This window comes from Granulosicoccus antarcticus IMCC3135, assembly GCF_002215215.1.
GTDB lineage: Bacteria > Pseudomonadota > Gammaproteobacteria > Granulosicoccales > Granulosicoccaceae > Granulosicoccus > Granulosicoccus antarcticus.
The window spans coordinates 4,487,634-4,510,265 of sequence record NZ_CP018632.1 but is presented as its reverse complement, the minus strand read 5'-3'; the positions used below and the strand labels follow the sequence as shown (position 1 = coordinate 4,510,265).

23 protein-coding genes are annotated in these 22,632 nt (G+C 53.5%); 22 read left to right on the top strand and 1 reads right to left on the bottom strand.

Going from position 1 to position 22,632, the window contains the following annotated elements:
- Positions 1–88 precede the first annotated feature (88 nt).
- The 8 genes from IMCC3135_RS19505 to IMCC3135_RS19470 all read left to right on the top strand — a co-directional run bounded on the left by IMCC3135_RS19505 (position 89) and on the right by IMCC3135_RS19470 (position 8,380).
- Positions 89–871: an SDR family NAD(P)-dependent oxidoreductase gene (locus IMCC3135_RS19505; protein ID WP_088919129.1), complete on the top strand. Its 783-nt coding sequence runs from the start codon at positions 89–91 to the stop codon at positions 869–871.
- 27 nt (positions 872–898) lie between these two features.
- Positions 899–1,684, top strand: coding sequence for a UTRA domain-containing protein (locus tag IMCC3135_RS19500; protein WP_088919128.1), 786 nt, complete (start codon positions 899–901; stop codon positions 1,682–1,684).
- A gap of 19 nt (positions 1,685–1,703) precedes the next feature.
- Positions 1,704–2,828 (top strand): ABC transporter ATP-binding protein, encoded by a 1,125-nt coding sequence (locus IMCC3135_RS19495; protein ID WP_088919127.1) that lies wholly within the window; start codon positions 1,704–1,706, stop codon positions 2,826–2,828.
- Positions 2,818–3,915 (top strand): ABC transporter substrate-binding protein, encoded by a 1,098-nt coding sequence (locus tag IMCC3135_RS19490; RefSeq protein ID WP_205737619.1) that lies wholly within the window; start codon positions 2,818–2,820, stop codon positions 3,913–3,915. The genes IMCC3135_RS19495 and IMCC3135_RS19490 overlap by 11 nt, the downstream gene beginning before the upstream one ends.
- Positions 3,916–3,939: 24 nt before the next feature.
- Positions 3,940–4,872: an ABC transporter permease gene (locus IMCC3135_RS19485; protein WP_088919126.1), complete on the top strand. Its 933-nt coding sequence runs from the start codon at positions 3,940–3,942 to the stop codon at positions 4,870–4,872.
- Entirely contained in the window at positions 4,869–5,669 is an 801-nt protein-coding gene (locus IMCC3135_RS19480) for an ABC transporter permease (protein ID WP_088919125.1), read from the top strand. Before IMCC3135_RS19485 ends, IMCC3135_RS19480 begins: the two co-directional genes overlap by 4 nt.
- Positions 5,666–7,018 (top strand): histidinol dehydrogenase, encoded by a 1,353-nt coding sequence (hisD, locus tag IMCC3135_RS19475; RefSeq protein ID WP_205737618.1) that lies wholly within the window; start codon positions 5,666–5,668, stop codon positions 7,016–7,018. The genes IMCC3135_RS19480 and hisD overlap by 4 nt, the downstream gene beginning before the upstream one ends.
- Before the next feature lie 69 nt (positions 7,019–7,087).
- Positions 7,088–8,380, top strand: a complete 1,293-nt coding sequence (locus IMCC3135_RS19470) for a hypothetical protein (RefSeq protein WP_088919124.1) — start codon at positions 7,088–7,090, stop codon at positions 8,378–8,380.
- On the opposite strand, the gene IMCC3135_RS35610 is transcribed toward IMCC3135_RS19470, so the two are convergent.
- Positions 8,309–8,584: a TFIIB-type zinc ribbon-containing protein gene (locus tag IMCC3135_RS35610; RefSeq protein ID WP_418251448.1), complete on the bottom strand. Its 276-nt coding sequence runs from the start codon at positions 8,582–8,584 to the stop codon at positions 8,309–8,311. The genes IMCC3135_RS19470 and IMCC3135_RS35610 overlap by 72 nt on opposite strands.
- A gap of 215 nt (positions 8,585–8,799) precedes the next feature.
- On the opposite strand from IMCC3135_RS35610, the gene IMCC3135_RS19465 reads away from it, so the two are divergent.
- From IMCC3135_RS19465 to IMCC3135_RS19400, 14 genes are all read left to right on the top strand, one after another.
- Positions 8,800–9,861: a lipid A deacylase LpxR family protein gene (locus IMCC3135_RS19465; RefSeq protein ID WP_157736135.1), complete on the top strand. Its 1,062-nt coding sequence runs from the start codon at positions 8,800–8,802 to the stop codon at positions 9,859–9,861.
- A gap of 84 nt (positions 9,862–9,945) precedes the next feature.
- Positions 9,946–10,821 (top strand): LysR family transcriptional regulator, encoded by an 876-nt coding sequence (locus IMCC3135_RS19460; protein WP_088919122.1) that lies wholly within the window; start codon positions 9,946–9,948, stop codon positions 10,819–10,821.
- A gap of 218 nt (positions 10,822–11,039) precedes the next feature.
- Positions 11,040–12,254: an efflux RND transporter periplasmic adaptor subunit gene (locus IMCC3135_RS19455; protein WP_205737617.1), complete on the top strand. Its 1,215-nt coding sequence runs from the start codon at positions 11,040–11,042 to the stop codon at positions 12,252–12,254.
- A gap of 78 nt (positions 12,255–12,332) precedes the next feature.
- Entirely contained in the window at positions 12,333–15,428 is a 3,096-nt protein-coding gene (locus IMCC3135_RS19450; protein ID WP_088919121.1) for an efflux RND transporter permease subunit, read from the top strand.
- The gene (locus tag IMCC3135_RS19445; protein ID WP_088919120.1) at positions 15,425–16,750 is read left to right on the top strand and encodes a TolC family outer membrane protein; all 1,326 of its coding nucleotides are present in this window, start codon (positions 15,425–15,427) and stop codon (positions 16,748–16,750) included. The genes IMCC3135_RS19450 and IMCC3135_RS19445 overlap by 4 nt, the downstream gene beginning before the upstream one ends.
- 124 nt (positions 16,751–16,874) lie before the next feature.
- The gene (locus IMCC3135_RS19440; protein WP_088919119.1) at positions 16,875–17,366 is read left to right on the top strand and encodes a MarR family winged helix-turn-helix transcriptional regulator; all 492 of its coding nucleotides are present in this window, start codon (positions 16,875–16,877) and stop codon (positions 17,364–17,366) included.
- Between the two features lie 243 nt (positions 17,367–17,609).
- Entirely contained in the window at positions 17,610–18,821 is a 1,212-nt protein-coding gene (locus IMCC3135_RS19435) for an amine dehydrogenase large subunit (protein WP_157736134.1), read from the top strand.
- Positions 18,822–18,833: 12 nt separating this feature from the next.
- Complete coding sequence (locus tag IMCC3135_RS19430) at positions 18,834–19,388, top strand: MauE/DoxX family redox-associated membrane protein (RefSeq protein WP_157736133.1); 555 nt, start codon at positions 18,834–18,836, stop codon at positions 19,386–19,388.
- A gap of 5 nt (positions 19,389–19,393) precedes the next feature.
- Entirely contained in the window at positions 19,394–20,023 is a 630-nt protein-coding gene (locus IMCC3135_RS19425) for a redoxin family protein (RefSeq protein WP_088919116.1), read from the top strand.
- A gap of 2 nt (positions 20,024–20,025) precedes the next feature.
- A complete protein-coding gene (locus IMCC3135_RS19420; protein WP_088919115.1) occupies positions 20,026–20,538 on the top strand; it encodes a methylamine dehydrogenase light chain in 513 nt (170 codons plus the stop codon).
- Positions 20,539–20,540: 2 nt separating this feature from the next.
- Positions 20,541–20,966 (top strand): c-type cytochrome, encoded by a 426-nt coding sequence (locus tag IMCC3135_RS19415; RefSeq protein WP_205737616.1) that lies wholly within the window; start codon positions 20,541–20,543, stop codon positions 20,964–20,966.
- A gap of 14 nt (positions 20,967–20,980) precedes the next feature.
- Positions 20,981–21,589 (top strand): c-type cytochrome, encoded by a 609-nt coding sequence (locus IMCC3135_RS19410; protein ID WP_088919114.1) that lies wholly within the window; start codon positions 20,981–20,983, stop codon positions 21,587–21,589.
- A 21-nt stretch (positions 21,590–21,610) separates the two neighbouring features.
- Positions 21,611–22,246 carry a hypothetical protein gene (locus IMCC3135_RS19405; RefSeq protein WP_088919113.1) on the top strand — a complete coding sequence of 212 codons (636 nt, stop codon included), beginning with the start codon at positions 21,611–21,613 and terminating at the stop codon, positions 22,244–22,246.
- The gene (locus IMCC3135_RS19400) at positions 22,243–22,611 is read left to right on the top strand and encodes a cytochrome c3 family protein (protein ID WP_088919112.1); all 369 of its coding nucleotides are present in this window, start codon (positions 22,243–22,245) and stop codon (positions 22,609–22,611) included. Before IMCC3135_RS19405 ends, IMCC3135_RS19400 begins: the two co-directional genes overlap by 4 nt.
- Positions 22,612–22,632 lie beyond the last annotated feature (21 nt).

Sequence of the window (22,632 nt, the reverse complement as noted above, 5' to 3'; positions counted from 1 at the left end):
TATTTGTTGAAATTACAGCCTGGTTGACATAGCCTGTATATACAGGCTATGGTTTCTGCTATATCCCCATTTTCAGAGGTCTGGCAGGGTGAGCGATGCGTCTCCTGACTCACTATTCAAGCTGTCCGGCAAAACTGCACTCGTCACCGGGGGCAGCCGTGGTATCGGTCGATCGCTGGCCCTAGGGCTGGCGGCGGCCGGTGCCGATGTGATTGCGACGACCCGTAGCGAAGATCCGCTCACAGAGCTTTGCCATTCCATAGAAGCCCTGGGCAGAAAATGCCATGTGTTTCAGCTGGATGTGCGCGATGTCTCATCGGTCACGCGTCTTTTTGCCGAGCTGAAGAACCAGCGACTGAGCGCTGATATCCTGATAAACAACGCAGGCGTTGAGCAGGTCTGCCCCTCGCTCGATGTCGATGAGGCGCTGTGGGACACTATTTGTGATACCAATCTGAAGGGCTCATTTTTCGTAGCCCAGCAGTTTGCAAAAGCACTGATTGCCTTGCAGAAGGAAGGCAGCCTGATCAATCTGGGCTCCTTGACCTCGGCGGTGGGCGTACCCACGGCAACGGCCTATACCGCATCCAAAAGCGGGATACTGGGTATGACTCGCGCACTGAGTACCGAGTGGTCGCCACAGGGAATACGGGTCAATGCCATCGGTCCCGGCTATTTCAGAACCGAGCTGACCGAGGCGTTCTACCAGGACCAGGCCTGGCAGGATGCCATGCGGGCAAAAATCCCCATGGACAGATTTGGTCAGTTGGACGAGCTGACAGGCATCGCTGTTTTCCTGGCATCCAGAGCTTCATCCTATGTCAGCGGTCAGATATTTTATGTTGACGGCGGCTACCTTGCCTCCATCTGAATCACTGAAAAATTCGATTGCAAGATAATGAATGATCTGAACATGGATGCTCCGATTGAGGCCTTGGATGTGGCCAGCTCTGTCCCTCTGTACATGATGGTCAAGCAACACATCGTGAAAGCGATAGTGGCCGGAAATTACAAACCGGGTGAGAAACTGCCTTCAGAGAGTCGTCTGGTCAAGGATCTTGAGGTGTCCAGAATGACTGTCAACCGGGCGCTTCGAGAACTCAAACGCGACGGCATCATCACACGGCTGCAGGGTGTAGGCTCCTTTGTCAGCAAGTCCAGCCCGACAAGCTCCCTGGTGGCACTTAGTGATATCCGGGATGTGGTGATAGGACGAGGGGCTGTCTACTCTTGCAAAATGCTGATCGGGGAGCACTGCCTGGCCAACAAATCGATTGCTGATCTGATGGGGCTGGATAAAAATTCGCCCATCATTCACGTTTCAATGCTGCACTTCTCCAATCAGGATCCCATACAGATTGAAAGTCGCTATGTGCGTGAAGAATTTGCCCCGGATCTGCTGAAACAGGATTTGATAAATTCTTCGATGTTTGACTACTTTCAGTCAATCTCGCCAGTCTCTGAGCTGGAACAGCTGGTCGAGGCCCGTACCCCCGATGCCAGTGAGCAAAAATTGCTGCAAATCAGTGAAAATACGCCGATCCTGCGGATTCGTCGCAGAACCTGGGTTGGTCCCAAGGTCGTCACATTGGGGTATTTTTCGCACCCGGGTGATCGATACAGAGTGACGGTCAGAGTCAATCCGGCCGATCTGTCAGGCCAGTCGATCGGCTTCGAGAAATAGCATCATCAACACACAATCCATGATCGAAATCAGCGGCGTCAGCAAAGTCTTTGGCAAAACCACCGCGGTGGATGATGTCAGTCTGTCCTTGCAGCGTGGAGACTTTCTGACCATCGTTGGTCCCAGTGGCTGCGGTAAAACAACACTGCTGCGCATGATCGCAGGCTTCGATGCACCCACAAGTGGTCATATCATGATCAACGGTCAGCGTGTCGAAGAGGTGCCTCCCTATCAGAGAAGCATTGGCATGGTTTTCCAGAAGCTGGCCTTGTTTCCGCATATGAGTGCGCATGAGAATGTCGCCTTTCCACTGAAAATGCGACGATTTGATCCGGAACAGATTGCCGAACTGGCTGACAAGTACTTGCGCTTGGTCAAGTTGCAGGATCTGGGAGATCGCAAGCCGCACCAGCTTTCCGGTGGTCAGCAGCAGCGGGTGGCAATTGCCAGAGCCCTGTCGTTCAGTCCTGATCTGCTGCTGCTCGATGAGCCGCTCTCTGCACTTGATAGAAAACTGCGAGAAGAAATGCAGCTTGAGTTTCGTCGTATCCAGCAGGAGTTGGGCGTGACCACCATTAATGTGACTCACGACCAACGCGAGGCACTGGTCATGTCGGATCGCATCATCGTCATGAATGAGGGTGTTGTTCAGCAAGCAGATACCCCGTTGGAGGTCTATCGGAAACCCGGTAACCAGTTTGTCGCCAATTTCATTGGTGTCACATCCATGTTCAAGGGCCGTGTTCTGTCGGTTGACGAGGGTTTGATCAAAGTCGATGTCGGTGGCACGCCGTTGCTTGCACGTGGCAATGGTGAACTGATCAAGAGCGGTGATGTCATTGACTGCGCCGTGCGGGCAGAGCAGGTCAGAATGTGTGGTCCTGATGATGCTGCCGTGGACAACAAGGTTACCGGCCTTGTGGTGCAGCGTATCTTTGAAGGTGATCGGATTGTCTACGAGATGCTTGTCGAAGAGCTGGATAACTCGTCACTGTATGTGTTTGATCACGACCCCGGTTCACACGCCGAATATTCGATCAACGAAAGAGTGCAGCTGGGTTGGAGCGCTGATGTGTTCTACGCCTTCCCGCTGACTCCAGAGCTGATCCCACAAACATCAAGTGAAGGTAAAAATGATGAATAAGATGAACCAGATCGACAGTATCAAGCGACGAACGGCACTCAAAGCCGGTGCGGCTGCTGCCGGTATGATGGCGGTACCAGGGTTGCTGCAAGCCAATGACAAGCCCAAGGAGCTGATAGTCAGAGCTTGGGGAGGCGCTTGGGGTGAAGCTCTCAAGGCCGGTGTTGCCGATCCTTTCACTGCCGCAACCGGCATCAAGGTACGACTGGATTTTACCGAAGATAATGAGATCAAGCCCAAAATCTGGGCCGCTGTTGATCAGGGCCGTATTCCACCCATCCATGTCAATTGGGATACCTCCACTAACGCCACCATATCCGCATTGCGCGGCGTCACTGTTGATCTGAGCGATCTGTCAAACCTGGAAGGATTGTTGCCACTGGCAAAGCCTGCCGGGCTGGAAGGCTATCCGCTGGTCAATACCTACGCCTATGTTTATGTCTGTGCGTATCGCTCCGAGGCCTTTCCCGACGGTGCACCCACCTCGTGGAATGTATTGCTGGATCCAAAGTTCAAAGGCCGTATTGCCTTGTATGACGATGGCATCGGCTTCAACCCGATCTCCGTGATTGCTGGTGGTGGCACATTCGCCGACATCCCGGGCAACATGGAACCGGGTTATGAATTTTACAAAAAATTGAAGCAGAACGAGCCATTGCTGGGCGAAGACTCTGACTTCACAACCTGGTTTCAGAAGGGTGAGATAGATGTCGCCTGCACGATCTCTGTGAATGCCCGAGCGGCTCAACAGAACGGCATCGACGTCAAATGGACCGTACCGGAGGAGGGCTGCAAGGTCGATACCGACGGTCTGTGGATACCCAAAGGTCTGCCCACCAATGAAGAGTTCTGGGCCAAGGAATTTGTCAATTTTGCATTGAGCAAAGAGGCACAAGAGAAGTGGTGTTCCATGCTGGGCTTGCCGCCTGTCTATCCGGGCATCACGCCTCCGGAGGATCTGGTTGGTGACCCGTCTTATCCGACCAAGGCTGAGGATTTTGCCAAGCTGGTGAGTGTGCCTTCTCCGGTGTTGGTGGAAAATCAACCGATCTGGTTTGCCAAATTCAACGAAATTTTTCAGAGCTGATTTAATGCGTCAGGTTTACAAAATATGACCCGTCAATCTGTTCTGTGGACCTTGCTGGACAAAGTGGAGTCTGTAGCCCTGACGCTCTGGCCCATGAAATTTCGTGGGGCAACCGGCTATCTGTTCATCGCACCGGCCTTGCTGCTAGTCGGCATTCTGCTGATTGGCCTGGGCTATATGATGGAGTACAGCCTGCATGAGCTGGATACGGCCACCTATCGTTTGAAGGAGGCCTATTCGTTCGGCAATTACCTGTTCTTTGCCGAGCAGCCGGTCTATTTGCGCATTCTGCTCAGGACCCTGCTGGCAGCTACGCTTGTGACCTTCTTTACCTTGCTACTGGCCTTTCCCTATGCCTACGTCATGGTGCGTACCCAATCTGCGCTGGTTCGCAAGCTTTTGCTGGTGTCCCTGTTCCTGCCTTTTTTCATTGGTCAGGTTGTGCGTGCCTATGGCTGGCTCATCATTCTGGGTCAGCAGGGCATCGTCAACACCCTGCTGGTGAAAATGGGACTGCCGACGCTGGATCTGATCTACAACTATGGGGCAGTCATTTTTGGACTGGTGCAATATATGTTGCCATTTGCCGTGTTGCTGATCGTACCCGCGGTCACGGCGATCAGTGAGGATATGGAGCTGGCTGCCGAGAGTCTGGGAGCAAACTGGATCAGAACCTTCCGGCACGTCGTGTTGCCGATGGCCCGACCGGGACTGGTTGGGGCTGGTATCGTCGTCTTTACTCTGACCATGACCGATTTTGCCATGCCCGAAATTCTGGGCGGGGGTACTACCGACTTCATCGCCAGTGCTATCTACGACAGCTTTTTCCAACTGTCCAATTCAGGTCTGGGGGCCGCCTTGTCCATGGTGCTGGTGGCCATCGGCAGCCTGTTGGTTGCGTTGGTGTTCTGGCTGACCGGTGCCGGTACGCTCAGTATCAGGAGTGAAGCACCGTGAGCTGGGTACCCAACAAGCAGTTCGTTCTGTGGTCTTTGGTCAGCTTCAGTCTGATTACGCTAAGTCTGCCGACGATCATTATCATCGGTGCCTCTTTTACCGCTGGCGATATCATTCAGTTTCCGCCTGAAGGCTTCTCATTAAGATGGTATGAGCGTCTCTGGCATCTGGAGGATTTCCGGCAGGCATTGCTGCGCACCTTTATTGTCTCGATAATTTGCACCCTGGTCGCCTTGCCTGTCGGCACTCTGGCCGCGTTGGCAACTGTGCGGTATCGCATTCGTTTTCAGCAAACAATACAGGTCTATCTGCTGCTACCGTTCACCATACCGCTGGTAGTATCAGGTATCGCCATGATGATATTTTTTGGCGAAATACGCATTCTGGGAAGTCTCTGGCCGGTCGGTGTTGCCTTGTGCCTGATCAATCTGCCTTTCATGATCTGGTCGGTGACTGCGACTGTAAACGGCCTGGACCCGGAGCTTGAGAATGCTGCCTACAGTTGCGGAGCATGGCCGGTTCAGACCTTTTTCTCGGTCACCTTGCCAGCGGTCATGCCTGGTGTGATAACCGGTGCTTTGCTGATGTTTATCCTGGCGTTCAACGAGTTTCTGGTCAGCCTGTTTCTGACAGATGCGCGGACCGTGACGTTGCCGGTGCAGATCTACAACTCCATACGCAGTGTCATTACGCCAGATCTTGCAGCCGTATCCGTTCTCTACATCGTCATTGCCCTGTTGGCTATCTGGTTACTTGATAAAACCGTCGGCCTTGAAATTTTCCTCAAATCAAAATGAGTGGGACCACCGCATCCATGAAAATCAGTTTCTATTCCTACGGCTCACTCGATGAGTCACAGAAAGAGGCGCTACTTGAACGTACCGAAGGCGATCTGTCGCCATTCATCGAGAAGGTAGGGCCCATCATCGAGGCCGTCAGAAAGCAGGGCGATACCGCTCTTGCGCGGTTTGCCAATGAGTTTGACAAATCCCCGGTCACAGTGGATGCCATTGCTGCAACTCCGGCGGATTTTGATGCCGCCCATGATGCTGTCGATTCGGCGCTGATCGAGGTGATGGAATTCTGTAGTGACAATGTTCGCCAGTTCCATGAAGCCCAGATGCCTGAATCCATGTGGATGAAGGAGATGCATCCGGGTGTCTTTGCCGGTGAAAAGATCGTTCCGATCCAGTCGGTGGCCTGCTACGTGCCACGTGGCAAGGGATCATTTCCCAGTGTCGTGATGATGACAGCCATTCCTGCGGTGGTTGCCGGTGTTCCTGAGCCGGTGATCATCACCCCTCCGGGGCCGGATGGGAAAATCGATGCCGCCACCCTGGTTGCCGCCAGAATTGCAGGAGTGGAACGTGTCTTCAAATGCGGTGGTGCCCAGGGTGTGGCTGCCGTGGCCTACGGCACAGAGACCGTGCCGCGATGTCGCAAGATTGTAGGCCCAGGCAGTCCGTGGGTCGTTGCCGCCAAACGTCTGCTTGCTGATAGGTTGGATCCGGGTCCACCGGCGGGACCCAGTGAGTCGATCATCCTTGCCGATGAGACGGCCAATGGTCGGGTCGCCGCGCTGGATCTGCTGATAGAATCTGAGCACGGCCCTGACAGCTCAGCCTACCTTGTCACCAATTCTGAAGCTGTCGCGCAAGCCGCCATGGATGCCATTCCCGGGTATTGGGAAAAAATGAGCGCACAGCGAGTCGAGTTCTCATCCACCGTTCTGTGTGGTCCTCGTGGCGGAATCATTCTGACCGACACCATCGAGCAGGCGATCGACTTCGTCAATGCCTACGCACCCGAGCATTTACAGGTACACGCCAAAGAGCCGCATGATTATCTGGGGCTGATTCACAATGCCGGGGAAATACTGCTTGGTGAACATACACCTATCTGTATCGGCAACTTCACACTCGGGCCGAATGCGGTACTGCCGACCAATGCCAGTGCTCATACCCGTTCGCCGCTGGGCGTACATGATTATCTGAAGCTGATGTCAATCGGGCATGTGACTCGCAAGGGCTACCAGAAGCTGGCGCCTTATGCGCGCAAGATGGCTCTGTATGAAGGTTTTGATGCGCATGCCAATGCGGTTTCGCAGATGCGTACAGAAGCCTTTGAAGCCGGCCAGAGTGATTGACTGATCAAAAAGCAATCCACCCTGAAAGTTCTGCAGGACGCGGCTGGAAAGCCGGTGTCAGAGAGCCCCATGACATTCATACGTCGGCTCTCTGGGCATCCTGATACTCAAGCTGACGCGGCACAGGCCTTGTGCACCTTACTGAATGAGAAGTTCGACTTTAGCGTCGTTCCCGGTAGTCTGGTATTCGATGTCAGCAATGCGCTGGCCCTGAATTCTCTGCGTGCAGAATTCAGGACAGAGCAGGGGCAACACCTGTTCCTGAAATGCCATCATGAGGAGGGCGAGGCTGATCGCGTTGGCGAATACTATCGTGCAGGCATACTCGAGGCGGCCGGATTTCCTGTCGACTCGGCGCTGTACCAGTCCTCGACGGTGGGAGAGCAACTGGTTATCTACCCCTACAGGGATCGCCAGCTCACCCCGGAGTTGCATTCTCTTTCCCGGGACATAGAAAAAGCGGGGTGTCCGCCAGCACTGATGTCGCCGGTGATCGAGGCGTTTGACAGGTTTCAGGAACAAGTGGGTCAACGTTATCTGGACAGTCTGCATATGGCAGAGCCGGATCAGGTTGCCGACGAGGCGATCCATGGCTTATACCATCGCCGTCTGGTTGATCATCAGGACGATGAGCACTTTGGTGCTCGTATCCGTGACTACTATCTGGGCCGACAGTTCGCTCTGCCAAATGGTCAGACCATTGAGTTTGAAGAGTTCTGGCATCTTCAATGGACGATCAACGAGTGTCACTACCCGTTGAGTTTGCATGATGCCCTGACGACTGCCCGGACATTGCTCAAGCCGATGCCGACGGGGCCCGTGCCGGCCATGACAGCCCATGGAGATGATCACACCGGGAATCTGCTCTACAACCCTGGCGACGTTGAGGGGAATCGCATCAGCTATTTTGATCCCGCTTTCGCCGGTTCTCACATTCCAGCATTACAGGCTCCCTGCAAAGCTCTATATCACATCTGTTATGCCCATCCCAATATGCTCTATGATCCGGCAGAGCTGGAAGCCAGTGTGTCGGTTGAATTGGAAGAGGGGATTCTGCATGTCAATCATGACTGGCAGATGAGCCCCTTGCGGCAGGCGTATCTGCAGTCACAGATCGAACACGTATGGGAGCCATTGATTGCCGAGTTGCAGAAGCGCGGTAGCCTGCCCGAGAATTGGCAGAGTATCGTGAATTCGACGCTCTTGTGCTGCCCGGTTCTGTGCAAGAACCTGTTACCCGGGTACGGCTTGCCTTATCCTCTGACCGAAACAGCCTCAATACTGACTTTTTCAATTGCCATGCAGCTTGCAGCCGGAGGTTTCAGTGAAAAGTTGTTTGCACTCTTGCCAGGGACCCATTAACCCAGTACGAAGCCTATTAAAAAAGCCTGTTCGACTGCTCTGAGCGTCATTTGTAAGCCGACCAGGTCGGAGGGCTGGGTTCTCGAGAACAGGTAATATGCTGGCTTGTTTTAATGCAATCCCTGCACAATTGTCGCAACGAAATACTCGGGCTGAGGCATAGCTTCCTGCAGATAGCGGTGTATTGCATCGCGGGCATTTCATGTTGTTCATCGATTCCTCCTTGAATGTCGACGTCATCACCATTCTAGCAGTCCAGCATCCTGTGCTGTTTGTTTGAAATCCATGATTGCATTGCTGTCTTCCACTCGCTGAACTTGATTGTGATATCGATGCTCTTGTGTTGTCCGTTTTTGTGCAAGAATCCCCCGCGCGGCTGGCGACAGCCTTTTAGAAATAAACAGAAAAATAGTTCAACAATGTCCCTATCGCAATTCATGACAAGCAGAGTCATCGGCAAGATGATGCTTGCCAGCCAGTTGATGTTTGTCCTGCTGATGTCAGCCACTCAGGCGAATGCCAGTGACAGCGAAAGCGAAGGCGAACTGTTTCCGGATACGGAACCTGGGCAGGCGTGGACCTTGACATTCGAGAACGATATATTCGCAGGCACGGATGGCGGCTATACCAACGGAATAGGTTTTTCGGTAGCTCATGGGCCCTATGAAAGCTTCACCGAAAATAATCTGCCAGGCTGGTTGCTCTACCTGACCAACAAGACCTATATGGCAACGCTTCCCGACCGTCAACGCGCTGTGGCTTATTCCTACTCTCAGTCCATGCATACGCCGACAGATATCACTGTGACTGAATTACAGCTTGACGAGCCTCCCTATGCCGGCTTCCTCGGCGCTCGAGCGATGTTGTACGCCTTCGACAAAATTCATTCTGATCAGCTCTCACTCACGGTCGGTGTGGTCGGTGAGCTGTCACTGGCTGAACCTTCACAACGGTTCATCCATCGGATAACCGGATCAGAAGAGCCAAAAGGTTGGGACAATCAACTTGGAAACGAACTCGTTTTTCTGATTGCAGCTTCCCATGGCGAACGTGTGTTCGCATCATCAAGCGAGCGTGCATTAGAGAGTGACTTGATTTTGCGTGGTACCGCCGGCGTCGGCACGATACAGTCGGGGGCATCGGTGTCTGCAGTATTTCGCGTCGGCAATTTGCTTGAATTGAGCCATGCCACCGCCTCCTTGTTGCCGGACAGGCAGGTCAATAACCTTGCCTTCCTGAACGACAGTGCCTGGTACGCTTTTGTGGGTGGCGAGGTTGGTGTGGTCGTTAACGATATATTCATCAACGGCAATACCTTCAGGGACAGCCATTCGGTACCCCTGGACCACTCAAGAAGCATGATGTCAGCGGGCGTCAGCTGGAATATGGGCACATTTGCCTTCACTCTCTTATATGCAGAAACCAAGGGTGGCGGGGAAGTTGATCCTTTCGGCTCATTCAGCATCACGCATCAGTATTAATTATTCGTATAGTCAAATAAATAGGCATTCGGGATTGGATGCGCGATAATGAGCATCGGGTGCGCGTAAATTGAACAGTCAGGCATGGATAAATGGGCAGAGCTGAGGACGGCATATCAGGTCGCCAAACTGGGAACCGTCAGCGCAGCTGCTGATGTCCTGGGGTTTCATCGGGCCACGGTCAATCGTCACATCGATGTCCTGGAAGAGGCTATTGGTGCCCGTATCTTCATACGGCACTCGCGTGGCTACACGCTGACCGAGATCGGCGAGCAGGTTTTGCGGGCTGCCCAGAAGACAGAAGAGCTGATCAACGACATGGCCGGGCGGGTGCGTAGCGGCAAGTCAGAACTTGAGGGTGAAATCAAGATCACCATGCTGGCGCCTTTCTCAGATCTGATCATGAAGCCTGTTGCAGAGTTTCGCAGGCAACACCCCAAATGCCGGGTTCACATCATTGCTACCGAGGATCTGGCCCGGCTTGAGTATGGTGAGGCGCACGTGGCTTTGCGTGTCGGGACCAGGCCTGATCATCCTGATTATGTCGTGCGGACGTTTGATCGCGTGCATTTCAATCTCTATGCACATGAGAGTTACGTGCAAAGGTTCGGTTTGCCGGAGAATCTCGAAAACATGGAAGGGCATGACTTTGTCGTGCCGCCTCTTGAAGGCAAGTTGCTGCCTTTCATACCGTGGGTCCGTGAGTACGTAAAACCCGAGCAGTATTCGGTGTCCTCAAATCATATGTGGGTTAACCTGCATGCCATCTCGGAAGGGCTGGGGATGGGGTTCCTTTCTCAATATGATGTGGCAGGTCGTGATGACTTCCATCAGATATTGCCCCACAATGAATCCTGGTTCCTGACTGTCTGGCAGGTCACACATGTTGATCTGCACAGGACAGAAAAGGTCCAAGCCCTGCTCAAGAGTTTAAAGGCTGCACTGAAAGCGCGCGATTAAAGTTGGTTTTCGCAGTTTCAGACGCTTTATGGTGCAGGGTTGTCGTCTTTATCGCTGCTAGTGCAGCCCATTGCTACACGTACGCGCATCGGGTGTGCATACGCAGAGCACTCGCGTATTTCACATTCTGACATAATTGCATGCTGGTTGAGCAGGCGGCAACGCGGCACCAGTATCAGATTCTCGTTGAGGAGTAGAACATCATCAGTCCCCTTGAAATGAACAAGGAAAGCGATTCTCGCTTTGCCCTGAAGCCGCAACTTCATTCTTACGCAACGGCAGGAAACATGCTCAGCAAATCATTGATCGCCCTGTTCATGCTCGGCTCTTCAGTCGTCGCAGCCCAGGACGCACCACCGCCACAGGCGGTTACCGTCGTCGCAGTCCAGCCTCAGGAGATCATGCTCTCAAGCCTGCTTCCGGGTCGTGTGGTTGCCGCCGCCGTTGCCGAAGTCAGGCCTCAGGTAAATGGCATCATCACTGATCGATTCTTCACGGAAGGTAGTCACATTGAGCAGGGCGATGTGCTCTACAAGATAGATTCGGCGACCTACGAAGCGGTCGTTGCACAGGCAGAAGCGGCCGTTGCGCAGGCAAAGGCGCAATTCAAGGCCGCGGATAGAGAAGCTCAGCGCATACAAGAGCTGATGAAGAGAGATGTCTCCACTCAACGTGAACTGGATGAGTCGGTAGCAGCGCGTGACGTGGCAGCGGCCAGCATCGCTGTTGCAGAAGCCCAGCTGAAGTCTGCCCGTATCGAACTGGACCGGACAACGATTGTTGCTCCATTGAGCGGTGAAATCGGCCTGGCAATGACAACACGTGGTGCTCTGGTAACCGCCTCCCAGGCAGATGCGCTGGCTGTCATCCGTAATATCGACAGTGTCTATGTGGATGTTACTGCCTCTGCCAGCAGCGTGCTCAAGTGGCGCCGCGACAATCTGGATACGAATATGGATTTGCGCAGTACCGAGCGCAAGGTAACGCTGAGACTGGCGGATGGCGAAATCTATCCGGAGACCGGGCTTTTGACGGCCGCAGAGCCGCAAGTCAACATGCAGACCGGCGTTGTGGTTTTGCGTATGCAGTTTCCCAATGCTGACAAATTGCTGTTACCCGGCACCTACGTAAAGGTGGATGTAGAGACACAACTGGTGGAGAACATTTTTCTGGTGCCGCAGAACGCTGTCAGTCGTGATCGTCAGGGTAAGCCAACAGCGTTGGTTGTCAACGATGAAGATACGATCGAATTACGTCAGCTGACTATCCTGCAAGCTCGTGACAACCAGTGGATCGTTCAGGAAGGTCTGAATGCAGGTGATCGAATCGTACTGGAAGGTGTGCAGAAAGTAGGACCCGGATCAAAGGTGACTCCTGAAGAGCAGACTTCGGATGCCGAAGCGCCAAAAACTGAAGACGCCGCCGGCCAATAGGGCGCAATCCGATGGGCCTTTGGCCCATCACCCTTAATCCATTCCTGAACCCGCCTACGATTCTGCCAGAGACACCCTATGGCCCGCTTTTTTATTAACCGCCCGATTTTCGCCTGGGTCCTATCCATCCTTATCATGGGGGTGGGGATTCTTTCGATCCTCAATTTACCGGTTGCGCAGTACCCACAGATAGCCCCTCCAACGGTCTCCGTCTCGGCGGCCTATCCCGGTGCTTCTGCCGAAACCATTACCAATACCGTCACACAGGTCATTGAACAACAAATGACAGGGCTTGACGGTCTGCGGTATTTCTCGTCAAGTTCAACCTCCGCCGGTACCGCGAATGTGACTCTCACATTCGAGACAGGAACCGATGCCGATATCGCGCAAGTACAGGTGCAGAACAAGGTATCGCAAGCAACTGCGCTCTTGCCTGAAATTGTGCAGCGTTTAGGCCTGACGGTTGAAAAATCCTCCAGTGGTTTCCTGATGGTGGTCGCACTGTCTGCCAAGGATGACTCATTCAACAGGGCGGATCTGGCCGACTATGTCTCGACCAATCTGATCGATGAGATCAGTCGAATTGATGGTGTTGGTAATGTGCAGTTGTTTGGCGCACCGTATGCCATGCGTATCTGGCTGGACCCATCCTTACTGGCAGCCTATGAGCTGACCCCCACCGATGTCACAGCAGCAGTGGGTGCGGAAAACGCTCAGATTTCAGCAGGTGCCTTTGGTGATCTGCCGACTGTCGAAGGTCAACAACTCAATGCGACCATCACCGCACAGTCGCTATTACGTACCCCGGAAGACTTTCGCCAGATCGTGCTTCGAGCAGAGACTGATGGTGGCCTGGTCTTGTTGGGAGATGTCGCCAGAGTCGAAATCGGTTCTGAAAGCTACTCCACCATCGCACGCTACAAGCGTGCAGCTGCTGCCGGTATGGGCATCAGTCTGTCCACTGGCGCCAATGCGCTGGAGACGGCAGAAGCGGTGGAAGAGCGTATGCAGGAACTCTCCTCGTTCTTCCCTGAAGGCATCCAGTACGTTATTCCCTATAACACTGCACCGTTCGTCAAGATATCCATTGAAGAGGTCGTAATGACTCTGGCCGAGGCCATCGTGCTGGTCTTCCTGGTCATGTACCTCTTCTTGCAGAACATACGTGCAACCTTGATTCCGACATTGGCCATTCCGGTGGTTCTGCTGGGAACGTTCGCCATCCTTTCAGTCGCGGGGTACTCGATCAACACACTGACCATGTTGGCCATGGTGCTCGCGATCGGCCTGTTGGTCGATGATGCCATCGTGGTGGTTGAGAACGTTGAGCGCATCATGGAGGAGGAGGGTCTGAACCCGCTGGAGGCAACACGAAAATCCATGGATCAGGTGTCAAGTTCTCTGGTCGGTATTGCCATTGTTGTATCGGCGGTATTCGTGCCGATGGCATTTTTCGGTGGTTCAACCGGCGTTATCTATCAGCAGTTCGCCATCACGATTGTCTCGGCGATGGTCTTGTCGGTATTCGTGGCATTGACGCTGACACCGGCATTGTGTGCCACATTGCTCAGAGCCCCCAAGGAAGAAGGCAAGAACAGATTGTTCGGTCCCTTCAATAAAGGTTTTGACTGGGTTCAGCATAACTACACCGGTTCAATCAACTGGATCACGCATCGTCCATTTCGTATGGGTATCCTCTATCTGGCGCTGGCTGCTGGTATGGCTTTGCTGTTCCTGCGAACTCCTACAGGTTTTTTGCCGGACGAAGATCAGGGCATTCTGTTTACGCTGGTACAGACTCCCAGTGGCTCAACCGCTGAGCGAACTCTGGAAGTGATCAAATCGATCGAAGATCATTATCTGGATAATGAATCCGATGCCGTTGAAGCAGTGTTTGGTATCGTCGGCTTCAGCTTTGCAGGTCAAGGGCAAAATATGGGTCTGGTGTTCGTTTCCCTGAAGGATTGGGCCGAGCGTAACGATCCATCTCTGGGTGTCAAGGCGATAGCAGGCAGAGCCTTCGGGGCGCTGTCTAAAATCAAGGATGCGTTTGTATTCCCGATTGTGCCGCCTTCCGTCATCGAGCTGGGTAACGTCTCCGGTTTTGACTTCTATCTGCAGGCACGTGCCGGGCAAACTCACGAAGAGTTGCTGCAAGCTCGCAATCAATTGCTTGGCGGTGCGGCTCAAAGTCCACTGATAGCCTCTGCCAGACCCAATGGTGTCGAAGATGCGGCACAGTTCAATCTGGATCTGGACTGGCGTCGAGCAGGTGCATTGGGTGTGTCCGCCAGTGATGTCAGCCAACTGCTGACAACCGCCTGGTCGGGTCAGTACGTCAACGACTTCCTTGATCAGGGCAGAATCAAGAAGGTGTATGTGCAGGGCGAGGCCGACTCACGTTCCTCACCTGAGGACTTCGAGCTCTGGCGTGTGCGTAATGCAACTGGTGGTCTGGTGCCTTTGTCAGAATTCTCTACCGGGAATTGGACATTCGGTCCGCAAGGTATTACGCGTTACAACGGCTTGCCGTCCATGCAGGTCCAGGGTGCTCCGGCTCCGGGTGTGAGTACCGGTGAGGCTATTGCAGAAATCGAACGATTGGCTGCAGAGTTACCGGCAGGGTTTGCGGTTTCCTGGACGGGTTTGTCGCTGGAAGAGCAGGACTCTGGTTCTCAGGCGCCATTGTTGTTCGGCCTGGCACTGGCAGTTGTGTTCTTGTCGATGGCAGCTCTTTATGAAAGCTGGAGCATTCCCTTCGCGGTTCTGCTGGCTATGCCCATTGGTATATTCGGTGCGCTACTGGCAGCCTTTCTGGGAGGGTTCGCTAACGGTGTGTTCTTCCAGATAAGTCTGCTGGCTGTTATGGGCTTGACCGGTAAGAACGCCATCCTGATCGTTGAGTTTGCCAAAGAGCGGCGTGAGGAGGGTATGGAGCTGTATGAGGCGGTCTCAATGGCAGCCAGGCAGCGTTTCCGACCTATCCTGATGACCTCTATTGCGTTCTCACTGGGTGTGTTGCCTCTGGTTCTAAGCACAGGTGCTGGGTCAGGTGGACGAACGGCCATTGGTTCAGGTGTGCTGGGTGGCACGATTACTGCCACGTTGCTGGGCATCGCGTTTGTACCCCTGTTTTTCGTCATCATTGCAAGAGTGTTCGGAAAGAGCAAATGAGCAGAACTTCACGCACGTCTGATTACGTCCGCATAGCACTGTTTGTTGTGCCGAGTCTCTGGGTTGCTGCCGCACACTCTGCCGATCTTCGGCAGGTGTACGACCAGGCCGTCGTCTACGACGCAGAATACTCGGCAGCGCAGTTTGACCTGGAGGCTGCACGTCAACTGTCGCCACTGGCCAGGTCCGCATTTCTGCCGCAATTGACGTTGGGTGCCGAGGCCGGTATCAGTACGCTGGCCGATGATGGTGAGGGACCTTATAACGAGACAGCCTTGTCCTTGAGTCTGAGCCAGACACTGTTCAACCGTGCCAATGGCAAGTTGCTGGATCAGGCCGAACAGAATGTCATGCAGGCGGAGGCACAGTATCAGGCGCTGGGACAAACACTGATTCTGCGCGTGGCGACCGCCTACTTTGACGTGCTGCGTGCTCAGGTCAATCTGGAGTTCAGTCAGTCGGAGCTTGAGGCCATCAGTCGGCAGCTTGAGCAGGCAGAACGACGCTTCGAGGTGGGCCTGGTGCCGGTAACCGATGTACGCTCTGCACAGGCTCAATATGATCTGGCTACGGCACAGGAAATCGCCGCCACCAATCAGGTGTCTACAGCCCGTGAAGCACTGCTTCTGATTACCGGTGAAAACCCGGATGAGCTGGCCGTGCCTGCTGATGATCTGCCATTAGTGCCACCTGAGCCTGCGAATATCGATGCCTGGGTTGATATGGCCAAGGATCAGAACCTGGAACTGGTCATCGCCCGTTTGCTCAATGACAGCAACAATACGCAGGTTGATATCGAGCGTGCTAGCCGCTACCCGACACTGGATCTGATAGGCACCGCAGCCTCAAGTACGACTGATCTGAGTAGTTCCTCCGACACTGATGTTGCCGAAATCAAGTTGCAGTTACAGGTACCCATACTGACGGGCGGACGTATCAAGTCACAAGTGGCACAAGCCCGTGCCCTGGCAAGATCATCCGATGATCTGCTGCTGGCTCAGGAACGTGCCACCGTACAGCAGACTCGTGATGGTTATCGGGGGGTAGAGGCAACCATCAGTCGCGTGAATGCATTGCGTCAGGCTCTGGTCTCGACTCAGAAGGCGGCTGAAGCGACAGAGGCAGGGTTTCGTGCAGGAACGCGTACCTCGGTTGAAGTGTTGCAAGCCTTGCGCGATACCTTCAGTGCACAGTCAGACTATGCGGGTGCTCGCTACGATTACATCATCAATTCACTTAGCCTGAAAGCGGCTGCCGGTACGCTGTCGGAGAATGATATTGATAGCGTGAACAGTTTTCTGAGTGTGGCGGAGTCGGAGTAAGTTCGCTTAGTTGTTCTACGTAACCGCGAAAGTCGCAAGGTGCGTGGCCCGGGAATGATCTACTATAATAGAGGAGCCTGGTGTGGAAATCTGACCGTTGCAGTGGCGACGGTCAATTGTTTGCATGCGCAATACTGTCAAACACAATACGGTAACTACGTTGGCTCAATTCGATCTTCTCAAATTTACGCCCTTCCAGCTCAATCGCCTGGCGATTGAAGTCAGTAACGAGATTTCCAATGTGTATGCCGATCAGTTCGGTATCAGTATTGCCGAGTGGCGAATTATTGCAACGCTTGCTTCACAGGGAAGCTGTACAGCCCAACTGATCGTCTACTGCACACGTACTCACAAGTCGCGCATCAGCCGTGGCACTAACCGCCTTGTGGAAATGGGAATAGTGAAGCGTCTGGACGATGGTCACAGAGAAGTGCAGTTGCAACTGACTGAAAAAGGTGTAGCGTTGCATAAAGAGGTTGCCCCCGTGGTGCTGGAGAAGGAGCGAGATATCCTGTCCTGTCTGAGCGCCGAGGAGCGACGTGGATTTCTCAAGGCTCTGGATGCTCTCGAGCGTTCTCTTGGCCTGATCCAGCACGCCGATCAGAAACACGATTGAGTTTGTAACCGGTATTTTTCAAATACTGTCGAGCTTGCATTGCCTGGCTTGTATTAAAGCGTATGTCTTCGCGTTTCCCGTGATCTGGTTAATCTCATTGCGCGCCTGAGAGCCCTGAATTTGTTTTGTTGACAGTTGCGTTTGCAACCTATATTGTCGCAATATCATGGGCAAGGAGTCCGACCGGCCGCTGGCTGGAGAACTCGGTGTCAGATGAGAACATCCAATCTCAGGAGTCAGCAGATGCGTCCATATATACCAACAAAGCTGCCACGCAGGCTTCTTGCTCTGGCCATATTTGGCATTTGCGCTGCAGGCTCAGCCAATGCGCAAACCACGAAGACAGACGCGGAGCTACCACCGCCACTCCCCATCGAAGAGACCGGCGTGGTGCTTTCCCTGCCTGAGAGCTACCCGGAAAGCTGGATCATGGTGGATGAGGCGAGCTTCTTCAATCACTATGGTGGCAAAGTCATTATTCTGGATGCCCTGGAGAAGACACATGCCAAGCGTATCAAAGGCATGGTGCACAAGAGCCTGCTGGGCAACTTTGCACAGCATAAGGAGCGCTCCGAATTCTACGTGCTGGAAACCTTCCACGAGCGCGGTGGCCGCGGCCCCAGAACGGATGTGCTTGCCATCTACGATCGCAGCACATTGAAGATCAAGAAGGAATTGATATGGCCTACCGAGCGGCTGCAGGCGTTGCCGGAACGTTATGCCATGGCGGTAACCGGTGATCAGCAGTTACTGGTAGCTGCCAATCTGAACCCGGCCACCTCGTTTACCGTGGTTGATCTTGACTCGGAGGAAATCATCGACACGATCTCTACTCCGGGCTGTGTGCTGACTTTTCCCACCGGCGAGCGCAGCGTGGCTTCGCTGTGCAGTGATGGCGCCATGATGACGACGGTGCTGGATGAGAGTGGCCAGCTGAAATCGCAACAACGTATGGAATCCTTTTTTGATTCGGATGATACAGCGATCTTTGAACACCCCGCGATTGTCGATGGAATCGCCTACTTTCCAAGCTTTCGCGGCACCATGCACACCATCAACCTGCAAGGCGAGGTGGCTGAATATGTGGAAGAGTGGAGCCTGGTAAGTGAGGAACAGCAGCAGGAGAACTGGCGTCCCAGTGGTATTGGTCTGATTCACAGTGATGATCAGGGGCTGGTGTACATCATTTTCCAGGCCGATGGCGCTGAAGGTACACAGACACACGGTGGCTCTCAGGTCTGGGTATTCGATGTACAGACGAAGGAGCGCGTAAAAGTGATCGAACTGCCTTCTCATGGGCTTTCGCTGGCACTGACACGGGGCGACAAGCCAACTCTGGTGGTCACCAATGGTGAGATGAATCTGGATGTGTTCGACGCTACCAGTGGTGAATACATACAGACGCTCAGTGACTTTGGCAATCAGACACCTCTGCTACTGCATGAGAGCTACTAGGTCGTCATGCAAATGAGCGCAATAGCAGGACACGCCATCACGTTCTTTTTCCTGTGGCTGTTTGCCAGTGCCGGAATCCACAAGGTGAGCTCTGCCAACCTTGACTATTACATCAAGGTCTTTGCCAGCTATGGCATGCCCGGGAAGTGGGTCAATGCTCAGGTGGTCAAATGTGTCGGTTCTGTGGAGATCGCCACCGGGGTTCTGATCGTATTGCCGGCTACACGATGGATGGGTGCATCACTGGCGGCCTGTTTGTTGTCAGCTTATTTACTGGCAATGGCGCGACAGTTGTGGCAGGGACAATTGAATATGGATTGTGGTTGCAGCGGTCCTTCTGGTGCGGATACCAGCATCAGTCATCATTTGCTGATTCGCAATGTTGTTCTCGTGATCATGGCGCTGTTGTGCCTCCTGCCATTGTCCGACGCGGGCATCTATCAAGCATTGCCACTGGCTGCCTTGTTGCTGGTTGTTGGTCTGGCCCTTTTAATGGTTCTGCTCTATCTCAGCGCGGAACAACTGATCAGTAGTGGGCAAAAGCTCCAACGGCTGAAGCGGAGTTAACGATCATGAGTCTGTTATTGATATCGAACCTTTTTTTGTGGATTGTCGTGTTAGTCATGGCCTTTGTCATCTATGCACTGACTCGCCAGATTGGCGTGCTCTACGAAAGAGTGGCCCCTGCAGGAGCCCTGGCCGTCAATCAGAATATCGAAGTGGGTCAGATTGCACCCGCCATGTCATTGCAAACGCTGACCTCGCAGATGGTGCAGATTGGTGACTCCAAAAAGTCGGGTAAATCCCAATTGATATTCTGGTTGTCACCAGACTGCCCCATCTGCAAGACCCTGGTTCCTGCTCTGAAGACGGCGGCCAAGGCCGAGTCCGATTGGGTTGATCTGGTTCTTGCCTCTGATGGCATGGAGCTGGATCATAAGTCGTATGTCAACCGTTTCGGCCTGGAGCGTTTCCCTTACGTGATATCCGAATTGCTGGGCAAGCGTTATGGGGTTGCCAAACTACCCTATGCGGTACTGATCGACGAGCAAGGCAAGGTGGCCTCCATGGGCATCATCAATTCGCGTGAGCACCTTGACAGTCTGTTTGAAGCCAAGGAGCGCAAGGTAGGTTCAATACAGGACTACCTGTCAAAGAAAAATGCGGAACCCAAAATGACTGATCTGGCGGAGGTTGAATAAACATGAAAATGCTTGATTATTTCTTCGAAAAATCTGCACGTGGCGTTGCACAAAGAAGCTCGCGACGAGGCATGCTGAAAGGTGTGGGTACCGCATTGGTCGGTGTCGCCGGCATCCCCTTGTTGCCCGTGGCACGAGCGGCAGAGACACCGCAGAAGCCGCCTGAAACCGGTGATCCGACCAGTTGTGATTACTGGCGCTATTGTGCGATCGATGGATTTCTGTGTGAATGCTGTGGTGGTACCTATAACAGCTGCCCAGCGGGTACCGAGATGTCGACGATCACCTGGATTGGTACCTGCCGCAATCCTGAGGACGGACGTAATTACGTCATATCCTATAACGATTGTTGTGGCGTAACGCAGTGCGCGACTTGCCTCTGTCAACGCGACGAAAGGGACAGACCGCTGTATCGCTCCGACAAATCCAATGACATCAATTGGTGCCTGGGTTCGTCCAGCACAATCTACCATTGCTCAACGGCGGTGCTGGTGGGTCTGGCTTTCGAGGAATGAGGGTGAAGCCCGTTGGCCTTGTTGCACTGCTGGTCAGCAGTCTTTTGCCAACTGCCCTTTGTGCAGATTTCAACGCGATGCGGGCCAAGTCGAATTATCAGATCTTGTGTCAGGGTTGTCATACCCCCGATGGTAGTGGTGGTCGTGGTGTTCCCAGACTGACAGACTCGATAGGTCGTTTTCTGAGCTCACAGGAAGGGCGTGAATATATCATCCGGGTTCCTGGCTCTGCCAACTCACCGTTGGATAGTGATCAATTGGCCGAATTGATCAATTGGAGTATCGAGCAGTTTGCCGGGGAAAGCCTGCCTGCCAGTTGGCAACACTACAGTGCAGACGAAGTGGCTGAATATCGGAAAAAGCCCTTGTTTGAAGTGTTCGACTATCGGGCCAAACTTTTAGATGAACCTCTAGCGAAAGACGAGTGACAGGAATCGTGTTTATGAAATCTTCAAAGTTGTCCTCGATGGTAGTGCATTCCTTGCTCGCTGCCACACTGTGCACGATTGGCAATGTCAGTATTGCTGATACGCAGCAGGTCGCGTCAGTCTCGCCTGAAGAGATGACGAAACTGGTAGCAAGCTGTAGCGCCTGTCACGGTGCCGACGGCATCTCGCCCAGTGCCGAGTGGCCCAATCTGGCTGGCCAGAAAGCCGGATATATGGCCACTCAGATCAAGGCTGTTCGTGATGGCAGCAGAGAGGTGCCAACGATGAGCGTGTTTGTCCAGGATCTTGACGATGCGCAAATTGAAGCCTTGAGCGAACATTACGCCAGCTTGCCAGCGGCGGGTGGACCCACAATGGCAAGCGCGAGTCTGCCCGGTGCGAATATTCGGGGTAAATGTATTTCATGCCACGGCGTGGAAGGCAAGACCGTCAACCAGGAATGGCCTAACCTGGCAGGGCAAAAAAAGGAATATCTGGAAGCTCAATTGCTGGCCTTTCGCTCAGGTAGTCGAGTGGGGCCACCGATGAACAACATAGCCAGAATGTTCGATGAGCAAGAGATAAAGGACGTTGCCGAGTACTACAGCCAGACAGGTAAGTAGTCGGTTCTTTTGCCTCACTCTGTGCCCGATAGGCTGTCGCCGGGCATATTTGCTACTGTCTTGCTGATGGTCAATGCGGGCAGTGGCAGAGTCGGGGCTGGCTGGGTCTGGGATTTTGCCAATGGACTGGGCTTTTCAGCCATGGCAGGTCTCATCTATTTGTTCATGCAGCACAGCGCTGGTATTGCCACGCGCTACCATCGAGCCTGCAGTTACGTTGTACTACTGTTAATCGTTGCGCATGCGCTGTTTTTTCTGCTCATCGATCCACTGTTACTGGAATACCTGAAGCCGGGAGCTCCTGCCTATATGTGGTTCGGCGTGATCGGTTTCCTGCTGATCATCTTGTTGATCGTGACGGCAGACAGGTTGCCCATCAAACGCTCCTTTGTCAGTGGCGCCGCCTTTCGCCGCTGGCACCGTCGCCTGAGCTGGCTTGCACTGCTTGCTATCATCGGTCACGTGACAATCAGTGGTTTGTATATCCGCGGGCCGGTGCAATTTGCACTGCTGGCACTGCTGGTGGTTGCGGCAGTATTGCCTGCTCTGATACTTAGATGGGTTCCTGCTAGAGGGTTTTCTTCGGCTGTGTTTTTTGTTCTGGCCGTTTTTCTGGCGCTTGGGCTAGCTGCATCGTTGAACGTCAGGTTGCCATGAAACCGGTTCTGCAGCTTGTACTGCTGCTTGCATTGCTGATATTCGGCTGGTTAATGCTTGCCTCGACTCAGTTTTATCAGTCATTGAATCAGCAGGTTCGCTATCAGCCGAACTTGCCCATGACCTTTGCGCACACTGACCATGCCAAGCAGCAATGTCTGCAATGCCATCATAATTTTGGTGACAATACGGGCTCTGGATTATGCCTGGACTGCCATGTGAGAGAAATGCAGACTAGCCTGAAACTGGAGGAGCAGTTTCATGGTCTCTGTCGTGGCTGCCACGAGGAGAAGCTGCTGGCTGGTGAGGCTCATGGACCGGTTCGTGCCTGCGCTGATTGTCATATTGCGGATATAGAGCGATAGCTATCGAGCGCAGTCCCTGAT

Coding starts and splice junctions, on each gene's coding strand:
- IMCC3135_RS19455 (WP_205737617.1), top strand. CDS start 11,040: ATGAACAAGGAAAGCGATTCTCGCTTTGCCCTGAAGCCGCAACTTCAT.
- IMCC3135_RS19420 (WP_088919115.1), top strand. CDS start 20,026: ATGAAAATGCTTGATTATTTCTTCGAAAAATCTGCACGTGGCGTTGCA.
- IMCC3135_RS19485 (WP_088919126.1), top strand. CDS start 3,940: ATGACCCGTCAATCTGTTCTGTGGACCTTGCTGGACAAAGTGGAGTCT.
- IMCC3135_RS19440 (WP_088919119.1), top strand. CDS start 16,875: ATGCGCAATACTGTCAAACACAATACGGTAACTACGTTGGCTCAATTC.
- IMCC3135_RS19470 (WP_088919124.1), top strand. CDS start 7,088: ATGACATTCATACGTCGGCTCTCTGGGCATCCTGATACTCAAGCTGAC.
- IMCC3135_RS19490 (WP_205737619.1), top strand. CDS start 2,818: ATGATGAATAAGATGAACCAGATCGACAGTATCAAGCGACGAACGGCA.
- IMCC3135_RS19410 (WP_088919114.1), top strand. CDS start 20,981: ATGAAATCTTCAAAGTTGTCCTCGATGGTAGTGCATTCCTTGCTCGCT.
- IMCC3135_RS19465 (WP_157736135.1), top strand. CDS start 8,800: ATGTCCCTATCGCAATTCATGACAAGCAGAGTCATCGGCAAGATGATG.
- IMCC3135_RS19445 (WP_088919120.1), top strand. CDS start 15,425: ATGAGCAGAACTTCACGCACGTCTGATTACGTCCGCATAGCACTGTTT.
- IMCC3135_RS19495 (WP_088919127.1), top strand. CDS start 1,704: ATGATCGAAATCAGCGGCGTCAGCAAAGTCTTTGGCAAAACCACCGCG.
- IMCC3135_RS19425 (WP_088919116.1), top strand. CDS start 19,394: ATGAGTCTGTTATTGATATCGAACCTTTTTTTGTGGATTGTCGTGTTA.
- IMCC3135_RS19400 (WP_088919112.1), top strand. CDS start 22,243: ATGAAACCGGTTCTGCAGCTTGTACTGCTGCTTGCATTGCTGATATTC.
- IMCC3135_RS19500 (WP_088919128.1), top strand. CDS start 899: ATGAATGATCTGAACATGGATGCTCCGATTGAGGCCTTGGATGTGGCC.
- IMCC3135_RS19435 (WP_157736134.1), top strand. CDS start 17,610: ATGCGTCCATATATACCAACAAAGCTGCCACGCAGGCTTCTTGCTCTG.
- IMCC3135_RS19430 (WP_157736133.1), top strand. CDS start 18,834: ATGAGCGCAATAGCAGGACACGCCATCACGTTCTTTTTCCTGTGGCTG.
- IMCC3135_RS19460 (WP_088919122.1), top strand. CDS start 9,946: ATGGATAAATGGGCAGAGCTGAGGACGGCATATCAGGTCGCCAAACTG.
- hisD (WP_205737618.1), top strand. CDS start 5,666: ATGAGTGGGACCACCGCATCCATGAAAATCAGTTTCTATTCCTACGGC.
- IMCC3135_RS19450 (WP_088919121.1), top strand. CDS start 12,333: ATGGCCCGCTTTTTTATTAACCGCCCGATTTTCGCCTGGGTCCTATCC.
- IMCC3135_RS35610 (WP_418251448.1), bottom strand. CDS start 8,584: ATGAAATGCCCGCGATGCAATACACCGCTATCTGCAGGAAGCTATGCC.